The organism is Roseibium sediminicola (assembly GCF_023156505.1).
Classification (GTDB): Bacteria; Pseudomonadota; Alphaproteobacteria; order Rhizobiales; family Stappiaceae; genus Roseibium; species Roseibium sediminicola.
On sequence record NZ_JALNMJ010000012.1, the window covers coordinates 52,938 to 68,360 of the forward strand.

A 15,423-nucleotide genomic window follows, 5' to 3' on the forward strand; every position below is an offset into this window, starting at 1 on the left:
CTGGCTTTGATGCCGGTTCCCAATTCCCGACTGTGAAAAAGCGGCGAATTCCCTAAGGTCCGAACAAGATATCTTTTGCACCTCCTATCCGGATGATCCAATCAGGAAATTGATTGCGCAGGGACCCTACATCCGCGCAGCACACCCACTCAGAGCCGCGAAATCATCATCCAGCAGATGCACCGGGATGCCGGAGACCAGCTGCTGCTGGCGGCCCTTGGCGCAGAAGGCATTGAGGAATTCAGGTTCCGACAGAAATCGCGCCAGGCTGCGGGTGACGCCTCCGGTCAGGACGATGCCGCCGAGGGACAGGAACACCAGCGCGAGATCGCCGATCACCCGGCCGAGAAACGTCACCCACTGGCGCGCGGCGGCTTCGCAGGTCTGGTCCGCGCCAGAATTGGCAAGCGCCGCAATTTCAGCGGGGCTAAGGGTGTCTGGCGCGAGGCCTTTTTCAAGGCAATGCCATTCATAGATCTCGCGTAAGCCCCTGCCGGACAGCGCCCGTTCAATTGAGGCGCGGCCACGGTTTCGGGCGAGATATTTCCAGAGCTGCAGTTCGGTTTCGGTTTCGACGGCCAGCGTGGCATGCCCGCATTCGCCCGTGCCGACATGGAGACCGCCGCTGTTCTGGAAAAGCGCCGCCGCGTTGAAGCCGGTTCCGGCGCCGACCACCAACCGGGTCGCACCGATTGAAACAGCTTGAGCGGAGCCGTAAACGGATTTGAGCCGCTCCGGCGCCACCCGGTCGAGCGAATAGGCGAGCGCCTCGAAATCGTTGAGGAAGGTGACGTCCGCCCCGCCCAGCACCTTGCCGATGCAGGTGGCATCGAAGGTCCAGGGATGGTTGGTCATGCGGATGGCCTTGCCGTTGATCGGCGCGGCGATCGCGATCACGGCCGACCTACAGGCCGGATGGCCGGCACCGGCCAGGTAGGCGTCGATGGCTTCTTCCGGCGTGCCGAAATCCCGGTTGCGGTACCGGGCAATCGTCTCCTCGAGCACCCGCCCGTTCTCCACCAGCGCAAGCCGGGTGTTGGTGCCGCCGATATCGGCCGCAAGGCCCTGCCGTCCGCTCATAGGCGCACTCCGGAATCCATGTCGAAATAGGAGATCTTGGAAAGATCGAAGGCAATCTCCGTCCGCTCTCCCGCTTGCACGTCAGCATCGGCGGAAAGCCGCGCAACGGCTTCCTTGCCACCCAGATTGATCACCGCATAGGTGTCGGCCCCGGCCGGTTCGACCACATCGAGCAGGCAGGATGCGGTCTGGATGTGGCGGTTGTTGAGCGCGCCGTTCATCTGGGCTGCATCCCGCATGGCTTCCGGACGAAGGCCGACCAGGACATTTCCATGTCCGTCGGGAAGTCGTTCGGGAGGCGTGCCGTAATCGAAGAGTTCGACTGGCACGCCGTCCGCCGCCGGGATTTCGATGCGGATCCGGTCTCCGTCGCGGGCAACTTGGGCCGTCATCAGGTTCATGGACGGCGCGCCCATGAAATCGGCGACAAAGGCATTCACCGGCGTGTTGTAGATTTCCTGCGGCGTTCCGATCTGCTGGATGACGCCGTCCTTCATCACCACGATGCGGCTGGCGAGCGTCATCGCCTCGATCTGGTCATGGGTGACATAGACGATTGAGGCACCGGTGGTCTGGTGGATGCGCTTGATTTCCGTGCGCATGGTCACGCGCAGCTTGGCGTCGAGATTGGAGAGCGGCTCGTCGAACAGGAACAGTTTCGGGTCTCGCACCAGGGCCCGCCCCATGGCGACGCGCTGGCGCTGGCCGCCGGAAAGTTCCGCCGGTTTGCGTTCCAGCAGTTGAGCGATCTTCAGGAGTTCGGCGACCTCGGCCACCTTTTGTTTCTTCTCGGCCTCCGCGACCTTCCGGACCTCCAGGCCGAAGCCGATGTTGCGCGCAACGCTCATGTTGGGAAACAGCGCGTAGGACTGGAACACCATGGCGATGTCCCGGTCGGCCGGTTCGTCATGGGTCCGGTCCTTGCCGGCAATGCCGATGGCGCCGGAGGTGATCTCCGTCAGGCCGGAAATGCAGCTGAGCAAGGTCGACTTGCCGCAGCCTGACGGGCCGACCAGAACCAGGAACTCACCCGGTTCCATGGTCAGGGTGATGTCTTTCAGGACGGCGACATCGCCGTATGTCTTGTGCAGGCTGTCGATTGTGAGAATGGAGGTCTGCTGCATAACGCGACTGTTCCTTAGGTCTTCAGGAATGGCTCAGCCCTTGACGGAGCCGGCCACCAGTCCCGAGACGATGAATTTCTGAAAGGCGATGGCGAGGATCGCCGGAGGCAGGGTCGCGAGAACCCCGACCGACGCGATAACGCCGTAGTCGGTGACCCGGCCGGCGGAAAAATCGGCGATCGCCACGGGCAGAGTCTTGGCCGACAGGTCGTTGGTGAAGATCAGCGCATAGAAGAACTCATCCCAGGCGACCAGGAAGGACAGCATGGCGGTTGCGGCAATCGCGGGCAGCGCCAGCGGCAGAACCACTTCGCGGATCGTATAGGGCGTGCTCGCGCCTTCCATGAAGGCGGCCTGTTCCACTTCCAGCGGCAAGACGTCGATATTGGCCTTCATCAGCCAGGTCGCGAAGGGCAGCAGCATCGCCGTATAGACGATCACCAGCGTGATCGTGTGGTTGAGCATGCCGAAGGTGCTGAAAGTCGCATAAAGCGGCAGGATATAGGTGATCGGCGGCATCATGATGGTCGCCAGGAACGCGAACAGAAGCACCATCGACGCGCGCCGCCGGGAAAAGGCATAGGCCGCCGGGATCGCCAGCAGAAGCGCGGCTGCCGTCGCTCCACCTGCCGTCAAAAGGGAGTTGCGCAGCGCGCTCAGGAAACGTTCGCCGTTGCCGCCCTCCAGGCTGAGCAGGCTGGCATAGCGGCTGAAATCGACTTGCGACGGGATCCAGCGCAGTGGAACCTCTGTCAGGTCGGTCGGAGCGCTGATGCTCATCACGACCAGCCAGAGAAGAGGCGCCAGGGTAAAGACCGCCAGCAGCGCGGCGCAGCCGTAAAGGACAAGGGTCTGGGAGAGGGACCGTCTCATGCCGCCGCTCCCGCTGTCTGGCGTTTCGACGCCGAATAATAAGCCAGGATCAGAACCGCGCTGATGCCTGCGACCAGCACCGCGTAGGACGCACCGCTGCCGCTCCTGAGATAGTTGAAATACTCCTGGTAGACATAGAAGCTCGCGGTCTTGGTGCTGTCGGCGGGTCCGCCGCCGGTCATGACATAGACGATGTCGAAGACACGGAAGGCCTCGATGGTTCTCAGCACCATCACCACCATCAGCGGCCCGGCGATCCAGGGCAGCGTGATGGAGACGAAGCGTTTCCAGGGACCGGCACCTTCGACGGCGGCCGCCTTGTTGAGGTCGCCGGGCACGGTCTGCAGCGCCGCCAGCGCCACATAGGCCACCAGCGGAAAGTTCTTCCAGACATCGGCCAGGATCACCATGTTCATGGCCGTCATCGGATCGCCGATCCAGCTGCGATAGTCCGAGATCAGGCCGATCTGATAGAGCAGCGAATTCAGCGCACCATAGTCCGGATGATAGATCAGCCGCCAGGCAACGGCGTTGACGATGGTCGGCACGGCCCAGGGCAGGATGATCAGCGCCCGAAGCAGCGTCCGGCCGCGGAATTCCTGGTTCAGGAGCACCGCGACGGCGACGCCGAGAATGCCTTCAAGCCCCACCGAGACGATGGTGAAATAGAGCGTTCGATAGAGCGCTGCCTGAAAATCCGGGTCGGTCAGCGCGTAGATAAAGTTTTCCAGGCCGATGAAATGCACCGGCACCGGCAGGGCCGAGATCTTCGTGTCGGTGAAACTCAGCCACACCGTGTTGGCCAGCGGGATCAGGGTGATCAGCGCGAGCACGAGAATGGCCGGCGCCAGCAAAATCCATTTTTCTTTTGTCTGGCGTCGGCCATGCATGGGTCTGTTTCCTTCAGGTCAAAGCCGGATCAACGGATCCGCTTGACGCGGTCGGCGGCCGCTTCCAGCGCCTCATCCACACCGGTCTGGCCGAGCAAAACCTGGTGGATGTTCTTCTGAAGGATGTCGGAGACTTCCGTATAGGAGGGCACCAGCGGGCGCGGATACATCACCGCGATCGACTGTTTGGCCGCGGAAATCAGCTCTTCCTGACCGTCCATGACCTTCGGCTCGGAATAGGACGCCTTCCAGATCGGCAGGCTGAGCTTGGCATAATCGTCCTGGATGTCCTTCTGGGTCAGGAAGGAGATATAGGCCCAGGCTTCGTCCGCATGCGGGCTGTTGGCCGGGATGCCGAGCCCCATGGAGCCGTTGACGCTGGAGGCTGTCGACTTGCCTTCGACACCCGGCGCCGGCGCCACCTTGACCTTGCCGGCAACCTTGCTTTCCGCCGGATCGTTGGCAAGCGCGTTCATGTAGGTCCAGTTGAGCGCGAAAGCCGCCTCGCCATTGGAGAACACCCGGCGCACATCCTCTTCGAAATATTCGCGCGAGGACGGGTTGGTGAGGCCTTCATCGAGTGTCGCCTTCATGAAGGCAACCGCGTCCCTGGCGCCGCCCGCGGTAAAGGCCGGCTGGCCTTCCTCGAAGAACGCACCGTCATTGGCGGCGGTCAGGGTGGTGAAGTCGCAGATCATGGCTTCCGACTGGGACCAGCTCCAGACCAGCGGATATTCGACAATGCCCTTGTCCTTGATCTGCTTGGCCTGGGAGACCAGTTCATTCCAGGTCTTTGGCGGTTCGGAGATGCCGGCCGCTTCCAGCATCTCGGCGTTGTAGAACAGGTATTTGGTATCGAGGATCCAGGGCATGCCGTAGCGCTTGCCGGCATATTCGACCGTGGTCCAGGCACCGTCGAACACCTTGTCGGTATAGTCGGCGGGGATGCGGTCGGTAACGTCCTGCAGGAAACCGCGTGTTGCGAATTCCGCCGGCCAGATCACGTCGAACAGGACAACGTCATAGCCATCGTCGCCCGCGCCCGCCGCCGCGATGATCTTGTCGTGCAATGCCTCGTAGGGCACGAATTCCAGATCGACGGTGACGCCGGGATTGGCGGCCTCGAACTTGGCGGTCATCGACTTGATGTCGTCTTCGCTGTAGGCCGCCTGGCTCATGAAAAGTGCATTCAAGGTGGTGTCGGCCATTGCCGTCGAGGCCATGGCCAGGGTCGCAAAGGCGGACCCTAAAATTAGTTTTCCAAACGTCTTCATCTCGCCCTCCGGTTTTTCTGTAGGCAGCGCATCCTAAGCGCGGATTTTTTATTTTGTCAAATTGATAGAAAAAATAATATCTGCTGTATTGGACGAATGAATGACAGCTCACCGATCCCCGCCTCGTTCCGCACCAGCGGCACCAATCTCACCCGCGCCAAGACCCACAATCACCGGGTTGTGCTGGAAGTGATCCGCACAAGAGGTCCGATCGGCCGCACGGAAATATCTGAAATCACGTCGCTTTCCCGGCAAACCGTTCAGAACATCGTCGGTGAACTGGAAAGCCGCGGTGTCGTTGAGATGAAGGCCCAGAAGGCAAAGGGACGCGGCCATCCGGGCATGACCGTCCAGCTGAAGGCCGACCATGCCTTCAGCCTCGGCTTTCATGTCGACCGCTTGTCGGTCACGGCAGCCGCCTGTGACCTCAACGGTCAAATCGTCTGGCAGTCCGGCGGCAGTCTGGAGGCTGCGACGCCGGAGGCCGCCAATGACCGCATCATTGCGCTGGCGGAAGAATTCAGGATGGAAAAACCGGATCTGGCCAAGCGCCTGTTCGGCGTCGGACTGGCTGCGCCCGGCCCCTTCGATCTGGTTGATGCGCCCGAAGCCAAAACCGACGCGACGACCTTTTCCGAATTCGGGTCACCGGTCAATCTCGGCAAGCTGCAGGAAGCGCTGCGCCTGCCCGTGGTGCTGCAGAACGATGCCTCGGCCGCCGCGCTGGGCGAACATGTTTATGGCATCGGTCGCGGTTACACCAGTTTCGCCTTCATTCAGTTCGGCATGGGTCTTGGAGCAGGCCTGGTTTTGAACGGCGCGCTTTATCCGGGGGCGTCCAAGAATGCCGGTGAAATCGGTCATTTGATCATCAATCCGAACGGACCGCCTTGCAGCTGCGGCAACCGCGGCTGTCTTGAGCGCTACCTGTCGCTCAATGCGCTCTGCGAGACACTGGGTCTGGACCCGACCTCGCATGCCTCCGTCTCAAGAATCGAGGCCTTGTTCGAGGCTGGCGATCCCGAGGTGCTCGGCTGGATCGACGCGGTCGCGCCGCTGACGCGCCAGATGATCAACATGGTCGACATGATGCTGGACCCGGAAGTGATCATCCTCGGCGGCATCATCCGGCCAGATTTCCTTCAGGCCATCCTGGACCGGGCCCAGCCCCTGCCGTGCCGTCTCGACGGCACCTCGCAAGCGGGCCGCATCCATATCGGTACATCCGGGGCAACCGCTGTTGCTCTTGGCGCGACGGCAGCCGCTGTCGACGCACTCTATGCGCCGTCGGTGTCGCATCTGTTGTTGTAGAGGCTGGAAGGCGACCACCCAATCAGACGCCAACAGCATTTGGCAATTGCCCGGGTATTTGAACAACACTCGGTGTCACCCCGGACAAGCGTAGCGCAGATCCGGGGCCCACTCGCAGTGCCGCTTGCTGAAGCAGAAAGTCTGTGGATTGGCGGTTTCAGAAACTCAAAAAGAATCTCTGGAAACGAGTGGGCCCCGGATCTCCCTTCGGTCGTCCGGGGTGACACCGAATTATGAGGCCACGCAGCAAAATTCTTACGAAAGGCCCAGCATCTGCCGGATCTGCGCCTGATCCGTCTCCGCGCCGGCGAAGTCGTCGAAAGCCTTGTCGGTGACCTCGATGATGTGGCTTTCGATGAAGGGCGCGCCTTCGGCGGCGCCCTGCTGCGGTGACTTCAGGCAGCATTCCCATTCCAGCACCGCCCAGCTGTCGTAACCGTAATGGGCGAGCCTGGAGAAGATGCCGGAAAAATCGACCTGGCCGTCGCCGAGCGAACGAAACCGGCCGGCCCGGTGTGCCCAGCTCTGGTAGCCGGAATAGACGCCCTGGCGTCCGTCCGGATTGAACTCGGCGTCCTTCACGTGATAGGCGCAGATGCGCTCGTGATAGATGTCGATGAAGGCCAGATAATCGAGCTGCTGCAGCAGGAAATGCGAGGGGTCGTAGTTGATCTGGCAGCGCTTGTGGCCGTCGAGCGCCTCCAGAAACATCTCGAAGGTCACGCCGTCGAAAACATCTTCGCCCGGGTGGATCTCATAGCCGACATCGACGCCATTGTCCTCATAAACGTCCAGGATCGGTTTCCAGCGCGCGGCCAGTTCCCTGAAGGCTTCCTCGATCAGGCCCGCCGGGCGTTGCGGCCAGGGATAGAGATAGGGGAAGGCGAGCGAGCCGGTGAAGCTGACGGAGGCGGTCAGGCCGAGATTGCGGCTGGCAATCGCGGCTTTCTTCATCTGGTCGACGGCCCAGTCCTGCCGGGCTTTCGGGTTGCCGTGCACCTCCGGCGGCGCGAAGCCGTCAAAGGCCAGGTCATAGGCCGGATGCACGGCCACGAGTTGGCCCTGCAGGTGGGTGGACAGCTCGGTGATTTCCACGCCGGCATCGGAACAGATGCCCTTGACCTCGTCGCAATAGGCCTGGCTTTCGGCGGCCTTGTTCAGATCGAACAGCCGGCCGTCGAAGGTCGGGATCTGGATCCCCTTATAGCCAAGGCCGGCCGCCCATTTGGCAATGGCGGGCAGCGAGTTGAACGGCGCCTCGTCGCCTCCGAATTGCGCCAGGAAAATTGCGGGTCCCTTGATCAGTCCGGCCATGGCTTCCTCCTTCAAATGACTGCGTTGCAGCAGCTGTTATTTCTTCCGGGACGGGCCCTTGCGCTCGGCCGACGCCGCCCAGAGATTGATGTCCGCCTCGCGGGTGTTGGCGGCAATCTCTTCCAGTTCCGCGTCCGAAAACTCCAGATTGGCGATGGTGCCGACACAGTCCACGACCTGGCTGGCCCGGCTGGCGCCGATCAGCGCTGTCGTCACCCGGCCCTGGCGCAACACCCAGGCGAGCGCCATCTGAGCCAGCGTCTGGCCGCGCCTTTCGGCAATCGCGTTGAGCGCCCGGATCGTTGCCAGGTTTTCCTCGCTCAGGAACTGGTCCTGCAGTGACTTGCCCTGGGTGGCCCGGCTGCCCTCCGGAATGCCTTTCAGGTACTTGTTCGTCAGCATGCCCTGGGCAAGCGGCGAAAAGGCGATGGAGCCGATGCCGAGATCTTCCAGCGTGTCGAGAAGGCCATCCTCTTCCACCCAGCGGTTGATCATCGAATAGCTCGGCTGGTGAATGAGGCAGGGTGTGCCCAGCTCCTTCAGGATGGCGGCCGCTTCCCGCGTGCGTTTGGAATTATACGACGAGATGCCGACATAGAACGCCCGTCCGGAGCGCACGATGTGGTCGAGCGCCATCATGGTCTCTTCCAGCGGTGTCTCCGGATCGAAACGGTGGGAATAGAAGATGTCGACATAGTCGAGCCCCATCCGCTTCAGCGACTGGTCGCAGGATGCAATCAGGTATTTGCGGCTGCCCCATTCGCCGTAAGGCCCGGGCCACATTTCATAGCCTGCCTTCGACGAAATGATCATCTCGTCCCGGTAGGGTGCAAAATCGGTCCTGAGCAATTCACCGAACGCCGATTCCGCCGCGCCCGGTTTCGGGCCGTAATTGTTGGCAAGGTCGAAATGAGTGATGCCGAGATCGAAGGCTGTCCGGGCAATCTCCTGCTTGCGCTCATGCGGCGTGTCGTCGCCGAAATTGTGCCACAGGCCAAGCGAGATCAGGGGCAGTTTCAGCCCGGATTTGCCGCAGCGGCGGTATTCCATTTTGTCGTAGCGCGTTGCCGCGGCAGTCCAGGTCATGAAAGCTCCAGGTTAGCTCAGGAGGGCTCGCGCGGCCTCGGGGTCGAGGGCGGCCGGGCGCTCACAGGTCGTTCCGATGTCGATGAACTGGCCGCTCTCGCCGGAGCCGAGAATCGCCGTCATCACATCGACAGCATGCAGAGCAAATTCCAAAGAGCAACGGTGCGGCCGGTTTTCCAGGATGGCCAGGGCCATATCCGCCAGGCCCGCCGTGCGATAATTGGCGTGGCCGCGGTCGTTTGCCTTGGAGAACGGATGGTCCCAGGCTTCCGACACGTTCACGAAACTGCCCTTGTCGGTCATCCGGATCTCGCCGCCGAAGAAGTTGGGGTCGGGTACATGCAGCGTGCCGTCCCGGCCGTAAAGCTCCATGTTGGAATGGCCGTGCTGCCAGACGTCCCAGCTGGCGCAATAGGTGATCTGCGCGCCGGAGTGGAACTGCAGCACCGCATGGATCGTGGTCGGCGTTTCGACCTTGATCTTCTCCCCGTTGCGCGGCTCGGAGGTGATCGTGCGGTATTCCGAGCCGGAGGAACTCATGGCGCAGACCCGTTTCACCGGACCAAGCAACTGCACAAGGTTGGAAACGTAATAGGGACCGAGATCGAGGATCGGGCCGCCGCCGGGCTGAAAGAAGAAGTCCGGGTTCGGATGCCACATTTCCATGCCCGGGCTCTGCACGAAACAGGTGCCGGACGTGATCTTGCCGACCGCGCCTTCATCGACCAGGTGCCGGGCCAGCTGATGGGCACCGCCCAGGAACGTGTCCGGTGCCGATCCGATCCGAAGCCCCTTTGGCTCGGCAATGGCGGCCAGCGCCTTGCCCTCTTCGACGCTGAGGACAAAGGGCTTTTCCGAATAGACATGCTTGCCGGCGTTCAGAATGCTTTTCGAGACCTCGAAATGGGCAGCCGGAACTGTCAGGTTGACGATGATGTCGATGTCATCGGCACCGAGCAGACCGTCGACGGTCTCCGCGCGCAGGCCGAACTCGTCCGCGCGGGCCTTTGCGGCGGCTTCGTTGAGATCGGCGCAGGCCCGAACCTCGATGCCCCTGAAGAGCGGGGCGAGGCGCATATAGGCGGCCGAGATGTTTCCGCATCCAAGGATGCCGATACCAAGAGTCTTGCTCATTTTATGTCCTCAGAACGTGCGGAAGGCGTCGATGGAGCGGCTTGCAAACCGGTCGACGTCGGAGGGTTTGTCATGTTCCATGACGAAAAGATCGGCGCCGGTGCCCTTGAGCGCGGCCATGATGCCTTTCCAGTCCATGGTGCCCTGGCCGACATCGGCCCAGCCATCCTCGTCCGCGCATTCGCCGTCCGGCGCGATGTCCTTGACATGGGCGGTGGTTATGCGGCTGGCGTATTTTTCGATCCAGGCCAGCGGATCTTGGCCACCGCGCACGATCCAGGCAATGTCCGCTTCCCATTCGATGGAGGGTGCGGCTTCAAGCAGAATGTCCATCGGCAGCCGGCCGTCGGCGCAGGTGGCGAATTCGAAATCGTGGTTGTGCCAGCCGAAGCGCAGGCCGGCGTCGCGGACCTTCGCGCCGATGGTAGCCAGGCGGCTGGCAATGTCCTGCCACATGGCGGCGTCAGGCACGCGCTGTTCGGGCGGCACCGCCGGCACGAACAACCTCTCCATGCCGAGGGTTTTCGCGGTGTTGATCACCTTGGCCAAGTCGGTTTCGAACTGCTCCATCGGAAAGAAATGCCCGGATGGCATGGTGAGCCCGTTGGCGTCGAGGAGCGCACGGAAGGCGGCCGGGTCCTCGTAGTTGCCGCCAAAACCCTCGACCTGGGTGTAGCCAAGCTCGGCGAGCCGCTTGAGCACGCCTTCCCAGGGGGTGAATTCGCGCGCTGAATAAAGCTGGAAGGAAACGTCCATAATCATTGTCCTGAATGTCTGGGAAGAGCCGGATCAGTTCCGGTTTTCGGTTGCCTTGTCGAAAATATTGGCGCGCGCCGGGTCGAAACCGACCTGGATGGCATCGCCGTGGGAGATGTCGGCCTGGCCGTCGAGCCGCACCCAAAGGGTCCGCTCGCCGACCGTGATACGCGCCAGCGTGTCCGAGCCGAGCGGTTCCACCAGCTCGACCTTACCGTCGAGCCGGACCGGTGCGTTTGCGGTCTCGGCGCCACTGACCATGTGTTCCGGACGGATGCCGAACCAGGCATCGCCGCTGGCCGGAGGGCCGTTCTGGAAGGTGTAGCCGTCCAGCGGGAACACGGTGTCCCCGGTCTTGAAGGCGTAGCTGCCGCCGATTTCTTCCAGGGATCCTTCGAAGAAATTCATGGTCGGCGAGCCGATGAACTCGGCGACATATTTGCTGGCCGGGCGGTTGTAGATCTCGTTGGGCGAGGCCAGCTGCAGGATCCGGCCGCCGCGCATGATCGCGATCCGGTCGGCCAGGGTCATGGCCTCGATCTGGTCATGGGTGACGTAGATCATGGTGTTGTGCAGCTTCTGGTGCAGCTGCTTGATCTCGACCCGGAGGTCCGCGCGCAGCTTGGCGTCGAGGTTCGACAAGGGTTCGTCGAACAGGAACACGTCGGCATCGCGCACCAGTGCCCGGCCGATGGCGGCGCGCTGGCGCTGGCCGCCGGAGAGTGCCGCTGGCTTGCGCTTCAACAGCGGTTCGATCTGCAGGATCTTCGCGGCGCGGTTGACGCGCTCCTCGATTTCCGCCTTGGGCAAGCCGGCGTTCTTCAGGCCGAAGCTGAGATTTCCGCCGACCGTCATTTGCGGATAAAGCGCATAGGACTGGAACACCATGCCGATGCCGCGTTGGGACGGCTCTTCCCAGGTGACGTTGCGCCCGCCAATGAAGATCTGGCCGCCGGTGACGTCCAGAAGGCCGGCAATACAGTTCAATAGCGTGGACTTTCCGCAGCCGGACGAGCCGAGCAGCACCAGGAATTCCCCTTTGCCGACGTCCAGATTGAGATCCTTCAGGACTTCGAGATTGCCGAAACTCAAGGACAGATTGTTGATGGCGATGCTTGTTTCCATGAGAGTCTCGTCAGCCTTTCACTGCCCCGGCGGCGATGCCGCGGACGAAGAGTTTTCCGGAAATGAAGTAGATGGTGAGGGGAACCAGGCCGGTCAGGATCGTCGCGGCCATGTTGACGTTGTATTCCTTCACCCCTTGGGTCGAGTTGACGATGTTGTTGAGCTGCACCGTCATCGGATAGAGATCCGGCTTTGTGTAGATCACGCCGAACAGGAAGTCGTTCCAGATGCCGGTTACCTGCAGGATCATGGCGACGACGAAGATCGGCAGGCTCATCGGCACCATGATCTGGAAGTAGATCGCCCAGAATCCGGCTCCGTCGACCCTGGCCGCCTTGAACAGCTCCTGCGGCACGGACGCGAAATAGTTGCGGAACAGCAGTGTCAGGATCGGCATGCCGAAAATGGTGTGCACGATCACAAGCCCGGTCAGGCTGCCGTAAAGGCCGACTTCCCGGAGCATGATCACGATCGGGTAGATCATCACCTGATAGGGAATGAACGCGCCAACGATGAGGATGGTGAAGAAGGTTTCCGAGCCCTTGAACCGCCAGTTGGCGAGTGCGTAACCGTTGATCGAGGCAATGATGATCGACAGGATCACGGACGGCACCAGGATCTTCACCGAGTTGAAGAAACCGCGGGAGAGACCGTCGCAATTGAGGCCGGTGCACGCCTCCGCCCAGGCCTTTACCCAGGGCTGGAAGGTGACCTCCACTGGCGGCGCGAAGATGTTGCCAAGGCGGATTTCCGGCATGCCCTTCAGTGAGGTCACGATCATCACGTAGAGGGGCAGCAGGTAATAGAGGCAGACCACGATCAGGGTGCCGTAGATCAGGATGTTCCGGCGGGACAGTGCCTTGCGCGGCTTGCGTCCGGCCGGACCGTCCACGATGCGGTTTGCCGCGGACGCGCCGCTGCCGGGCCGCAGGGACATGTCGGGTCCGGTGTCGGCAGGGCCGCCGTCATATGTCATCGACGCTTTGAGGAGGTGAGGCGCCTTGGTCATTTGCGTTTTCCTCCGAATTCGAGATAGGCCCAGGGCACGACGATGATCACGACGGTCAGCAGCATCATGGTCGAAGCGGCGAAACCCTGGCCGAGATTCTGCGACAGGAACATGGCGTCATAGACGTATTTGGCGGGCACTTCGGACGAGATGCCCGGCCCGCCGCCGGTCTGTGCGACGACCAGGTCGTAGACCTTGATGATGCCGGAGGCGATCAGCACGATCGCGGTGATGAAGATGCCGCGCATCATCGGAATGACGATGAAGATATAGGTCTTCCACATCGGGATGCCGTCGATCTTGGCGGCCTTCCAGATGTCCTCGTCAATGCCGCGCAGGCCGGCCAGCATCAGGCACATGATCAGGCCGGTGCCCTGCCAGAGGCCGGCGATCAGAATGCCGTAAATGACGATCTCCGGATTGTAGAGAGGATCGAAGGCAAAACTCTCCCAGCCGAGATTGCGCACCACCTGCTGGACGCCGAAATCCGGATTGAGAATCCATTGCCAGGCGAGGCCGGTCACGATGAAGCTCAAAGCAAAGGGATAGAGCAGGATGGTCCGGAACGTGTCCTCGAATCGGATCTTCTGGTCGAGAAGCGCCGCCAGCACGAAGCCGATCAACAGCGAGAATACCAGCGAGAAGGCTCCATAAATGGCGAGGTTCTCGATGGAGATCAGCCATTTGCTGCTGCTCCAGAGCCGGTCGTACTGGGCAAGGCCGACGAATTTTTCGCGTGGCAAGAGTTTGGAATTGGTGAAGGAATAGACCACCGTCCAGACCGTCCCGCCGATAAACACCACCAGGGCGGTGACGATCATCGGGATCGCAGCCAGTTTGGCGTTCAGATTGCGATGCCACCGGCTCGGCTTCGTCGCTGCGGCCATGCCTCGTTGTCCTTGTCGCTGAGAAAGTCGGATACAGCCCGAGAGCTCCCTGCGCGCATCGCTGCGCGCAGGGCTGGAGGACGCCAGCCGCCCGGAAGCCCCCGGATGACGGCTGGCGAACCGTGAGCCGGATTTAGTCGGCGTTGGCGACGATCGAGGCGAACAGCTTCTGGGCGTCTTCGGCCGTCATGGACGGGCTGTTGAAGAACTCGACGAAGAGGTCGTTCACCTGTGTCAGGCTGTCGGCGGACATCAGCTGGTCCGGAGACTGGATGACGTTACCCTTGGCGAGGATGTCGAGACCCTTTTTCATGCAGTCGTTCGCTGCATTTAGGTCAACGTCGCCGCGCACAGGCAGAGAGCCTTTCTTCAGGTTGAAGGCCACCTGCGTTTCCGGAGACAGCATGACCTTGGCAAGTTCGCCCTGGGCTGCGGTGATCGCTTCGTCGTCAACCTTCGGGAAATAGAAGGCGTCACCACCTGTCATGATGACTTCGTTGACGCCGAGGCCCGGCAGACAGGAGTAGTCTTCGCCCGCCACCTGGTTGGCAACCTGGAATTCACCCTGCGCCCAGTCGCCCATGATCTGGCCGGCGGCCTTGCCGGTGATCACCATGGTTGTGGCGTCGTTCCAGTTCTGGACGTTGGAATTCTTGGCCATGTCACGGGCCGTTGCGGCCGCCTGGAACACCTTGGCCATTTCCGGGCCGGCAGCGAGATCGGCATCCTTTCCGCCAAAGACCTGGGTATAGGCGTCCGGACCGATCAGGGCGACCAGAAGCACCTGGAAGGCAAGTGTCGTCTGCCAGGGCTGCTGGCCCATGGCCAGCGGCACGATGCCGGCCTCTTCAAGCTTCGGAGCGGCGGCAACATATTCGTCCCAGTTGCTCGGCACGGCCAGGCCGTTGTCCTCGAACACCTTGTTGTTCAGCCACAGCCACTGCTGGGAGTGGATGTTCACCGGCACACAATAGATGCGGCCGTCCAGCGTGCAGCTGTCGAGCAGGCTGCTCGGGCGGACCACCTCTTTCCAGTTGCCTTCTTCGGCGATGTCGGTCAGGTCGCGCATCAGGCCGGCTTCGACCAGCTCTTCGGCCTGGCGGCCGTGGTTGAACTGTGTGGCGCCCATCGGGTCGCCGCCGGTGATGCGGCTGATCATGATCGGGCGGGCGGTGCCACCGGATCCGGCAATGGCGCCGTCGACCCATTTATTGCCGGTGGCGTCAAATGCCTTGGCGAATTCCGCGACGGCGGCGGCTTCACCTCCGGAGGTCCACCAATGGGTGACTTCCAGGTCCGTGGCATTGGCAGCACTGGCTGCACACAGGGCGGTGGTTGCTGCAAAAACTGCGCGTAATGCTTTCATTCTGTCCTCCCATCGAACGGATCGTCCGATTGTCCTCACGATGCGGCCTCCACCGCATGTTTTGTAATCGATTACATTTTGTTGTATTCTTCATGTAATCGATTACATTCATCATTCTCGGGAAACGCTTCCGTGTCAACCCGGAATGTCGCGACCCGGGCACGTGCACACGGGCCGTGGTCTGAAAACAAATG

At 61.6% G+C, this 15,423-nt stretch carries 14 protein-coding genes; 1 reads left to right on the top strand and 13 read right to left on the bottom strand.

Annotation, left to right across the window (positions count from 1 at the left end):
• Positions 1–126: 126 nt before the first annotated feature.
• The 5 genes from M0H32_RS17095 to M0H32_RS17115 are packed head-to-tail and all read right to left on the bottom strand — an operon-like array spanning position 127 to position 5,241.
• Complete coding sequence (locus M0H32_RS17095; protein ID WP_248156162.1) at positions 127–1,080, bottom strand: glucokinase; 954 nt, start codon at positions 1,078–1,080, stop codon at positions 127–129.
• Positions 1,077–2,204: an ABC transporter ATP-binding protein gene (locus M0H32_RS17100; protein WP_248156163.1), complete on the bottom strand. Its 1,128-nt coding sequence runs from the start codon at positions 2,202–2,204 to the stop codon at positions 1,077–1,079. The genes M0H32_RS17095 and M0H32_RS17100 overlap by 4 nt, the downstream gene beginning before the upstream one ends.
• Before the next feature lie 33 nt (positions 2,205–2,237).
• Positions 2,238–3,077: a carbohydrate ABC transporter permease gene (locus tag M0H32_RS17105; protein WP_248156164.1), complete on the bottom strand. Its 840-nt coding sequence runs from the start codon at positions 3,075–3,077 to the stop codon at positions 2,238–2,240.
• Entirely contained in the window at positions 3,074–3,967 is an 894-nt protein-coding gene (locus M0H32_RS17110) for a carbohydrate ABC transporter permease (protein WP_248156166.1), read from the bottom strand. Before M0H32_RS17110 ends, M0H32_RS17105 begins: the two co-directional genes overlap by 4 nt.
• A 29-nt stretch (positions 3,968–3,996) precedes the next feature.
• The gene (locus M0H32_RS17115; protein ID WP_248156168.1) at positions 3,997–5,241 is read right to left on the bottom strand and encodes an extracellular solute-binding protein; all 1,245 of its coding nucleotides are present in this window, start codon (positions 5,239–5,241) and stop codon (positions 3,997–3,999) included.
• 96 nt (positions 5,242–5,337) lie between these two features.
• Here M0H32_RS17115 and M0H32_RS17120 point away from each other — a divergent pair, with 96 nt between their 5' ends.
• A complete protein-coding gene (locus tag M0H32_RS17120) occupies positions 5,338–6,552 on the top strand; it encodes an ROK family transcriptional regulator (RefSeq protein WP_248156171.1) in 1,215 nt (404 codons plus the stop codon).
• 255 nt (positions 6,553–6,807) lie between these two features.
• Here the strand turns inward: M0H32_RS17120 and M0H32_RS17125 are convergent, their stop codons facing one another.
• The 8 genes from M0H32_RS17125 to M0H32_RS17160 form a co-directional block, all read right to left on the bottom strand.
• Complete coding sequence (locus M0H32_RS17125) at positions 6,808–7,866, bottom strand: sugar phosphate isomerase/epimerase family protein (protein WP_248156173.1); 1,059 nt, start codon at positions 7,864–7,866, stop codon at positions 6,808–6,810.
• Between the two features lie 36 nt (positions 7,867–7,902).
• On the bottom strand, positions 7,903–8,952 hold the full coding sequence (gene mgrA, locus M0H32_RS17130) for an L-glyceraldehyde 3-phosphate reductase (protein WP_248156176.1): 1,050 nt from the start codon (positions 8,950–8,952) through the stop codon (positions 7,903–7,905).
• A 12-nt stretch (positions 8,953–8,964) separates the two neighbouring features.
• Positions 8,965–10,086: a Gfo/Idh/MocA family protein gene (locus M0H32_RS17135; RefSeq protein WP_248156177.1), complete on the bottom strand. Its 1,122-nt coding sequence runs from the start codon at positions 10,084–10,086 to the stop codon at positions 8,965–8,967.
• Positions 10,087–10,095: 9 nt separating this feature from the next.
• Positions 10,096–10,842: a sugar phosphate isomerase/epimerase family protein gene (locus M0H32_RS17140; RefSeq protein WP_248156178.1), complete on the bottom strand. Its 747-nt coding sequence runs from the start codon at positions 10,840–10,842 to the stop codon at positions 10,096–10,098.
• A gap of 33 nt (positions 10,843–10,875) precedes the next feature.
• Complete coding sequence (locus M0H32_RS17145) at positions 10,876–11,967, bottom strand: ABC transporter ATP-binding protein (protein WP_248156180.1); 1,092 nt, start codon at positions 11,965–11,967, stop codon at positions 10,876–10,878.
• A 10-nt stretch (positions 11,968–11,977) separates the two neighbouring features.
• Positions 11,978–12,904: a carbohydrate ABC transporter permease gene (locus M0H32_RS17150; RefSeq protein WP_248156358.1), complete on the bottom strand. Its 927-nt coding sequence runs from the start codon at positions 12,902–12,904 to the stop codon at positions 11,978–11,980.
• Between the two features lie 68 nt (positions 12,905–12,972).
• Entirely contained in the window at positions 12,973–13,863 is an 891-nt protein-coding gene (locus tag M0H32_RS17155; RefSeq protein ID WP_248156181.1) for a carbohydrate ABC transporter permease, read from the bottom strand.
• A gap of 133 nt (positions 13,864–13,996) precedes the next feature.
• Entirely contained in the window at positions 13,997–15,229 is a 1,233-nt protein-coding gene (locus tag M0H32_RS17160; RefSeq protein ID WP_248156182.1) for an ABC transporter substrate-binding protein, read from the bottom strand.
• Positions 15,230–15,423 lie beyond the last annotated feature (194 nt).

Bases quoted from the DNA above. Each gene is read 5' to 3' on its own strand.
- M0H32_RS17095 (WP_248156162.1), bottom strand. From the start codon at position 1,080: ATGAGCGGACGGCAGGGCCTTGCGGCCGATATCGGCGGCACCAACACC.
- M0H32_RS17100 (WP_248156163.1), bottom strand. From the start codon at position 2,204: ATGCAGCAGACCTCCATTCTCACAATCGACAGCCTGCACAAGACATAC.
- M0H32_RS17105 (WP_248156164.1), bottom strand. From the start codon at position 3,077: ATGAGACGGTCCCTCTCCCAGACCCTTGTCCTTTACGGCTGCGCCGCG.
- M0H32_RS17110 (WP_248156166.1), bottom strand. From the start codon at position 3,967: ATGCATGGCCGACGCCAGACAAAAGAAAAATGGATTTTGCTGGCGCCG.
- M0H32_RS17115 (WP_248156168.1), bottom strand. From the start codon at position 5,241: ATGAAGACGTTTGGAAAACTAATTTTAGGGTCCGCCTTTGCGACCCTG.
- M0H32_RS17120 (WP_248156171.1), top strand. From the start codon at position 5,338: ATGAATGACAGCTCACCGATCCCCGCCTCGTTCCGCACCAGCGGCACC.
- M0H32_RS17125 (WP_248156173.1), bottom strand. From the start codon at position 7,866: ATGGCCGGACTGATCAAGGGACCCGCAATTTTCCTGGCGCAATTCGGA.
- mgrA (WP_248156176.1), bottom strand. From the start codon at position 8,952: ATGACCTGGACTGCCGCGGCAACGCGCTACGACAAAATGGAATACCGC.
- M0H32_RS17135 (WP_248156177.1), bottom strand. From the start codon at position 10,086: ATGAGCAAGACTCTTGGTATCGGCATCCTTGGATGCGGAAACATCTCG.
- M0H32_RS17140 (WP_248156178.1), bottom strand. From the start codon at position 10,842: ATGGACGTTTCCTTCCAGCTTTATTCAGCGCGCGAATTCACCCCCTGG.
- M0H32_RS17145 (WP_248156180.1), bottom strand. From the start codon at position 11,967: ATGGAAACAAGCATCGCCATCAACAATCTGTCCTTGAGTTTCGGCAAT.
- M0H32_RS17150 (WP_248156358.1), bottom strand. From the start codon at position 12,904: ATGTCCCTGCGGCCCGGCAGCGGCGCGTCCGCGGCAAACCGCATCGTG.
- M0H32_RS17155 (WP_248156181.1), bottom strand. From the start codon at position 13,863: ATGGCCGCAGCGACGAAGCCGAGCCGGTGGCATCGCAATCTGAACGCC.
- M0H32_RS17160 (WP_248156182.1), bottom strand. From the start codon at position 15,229: ATGAAAGCATTACGCGCAGTTTTTGCAGCAACCACCGCCCTGTGTGCA.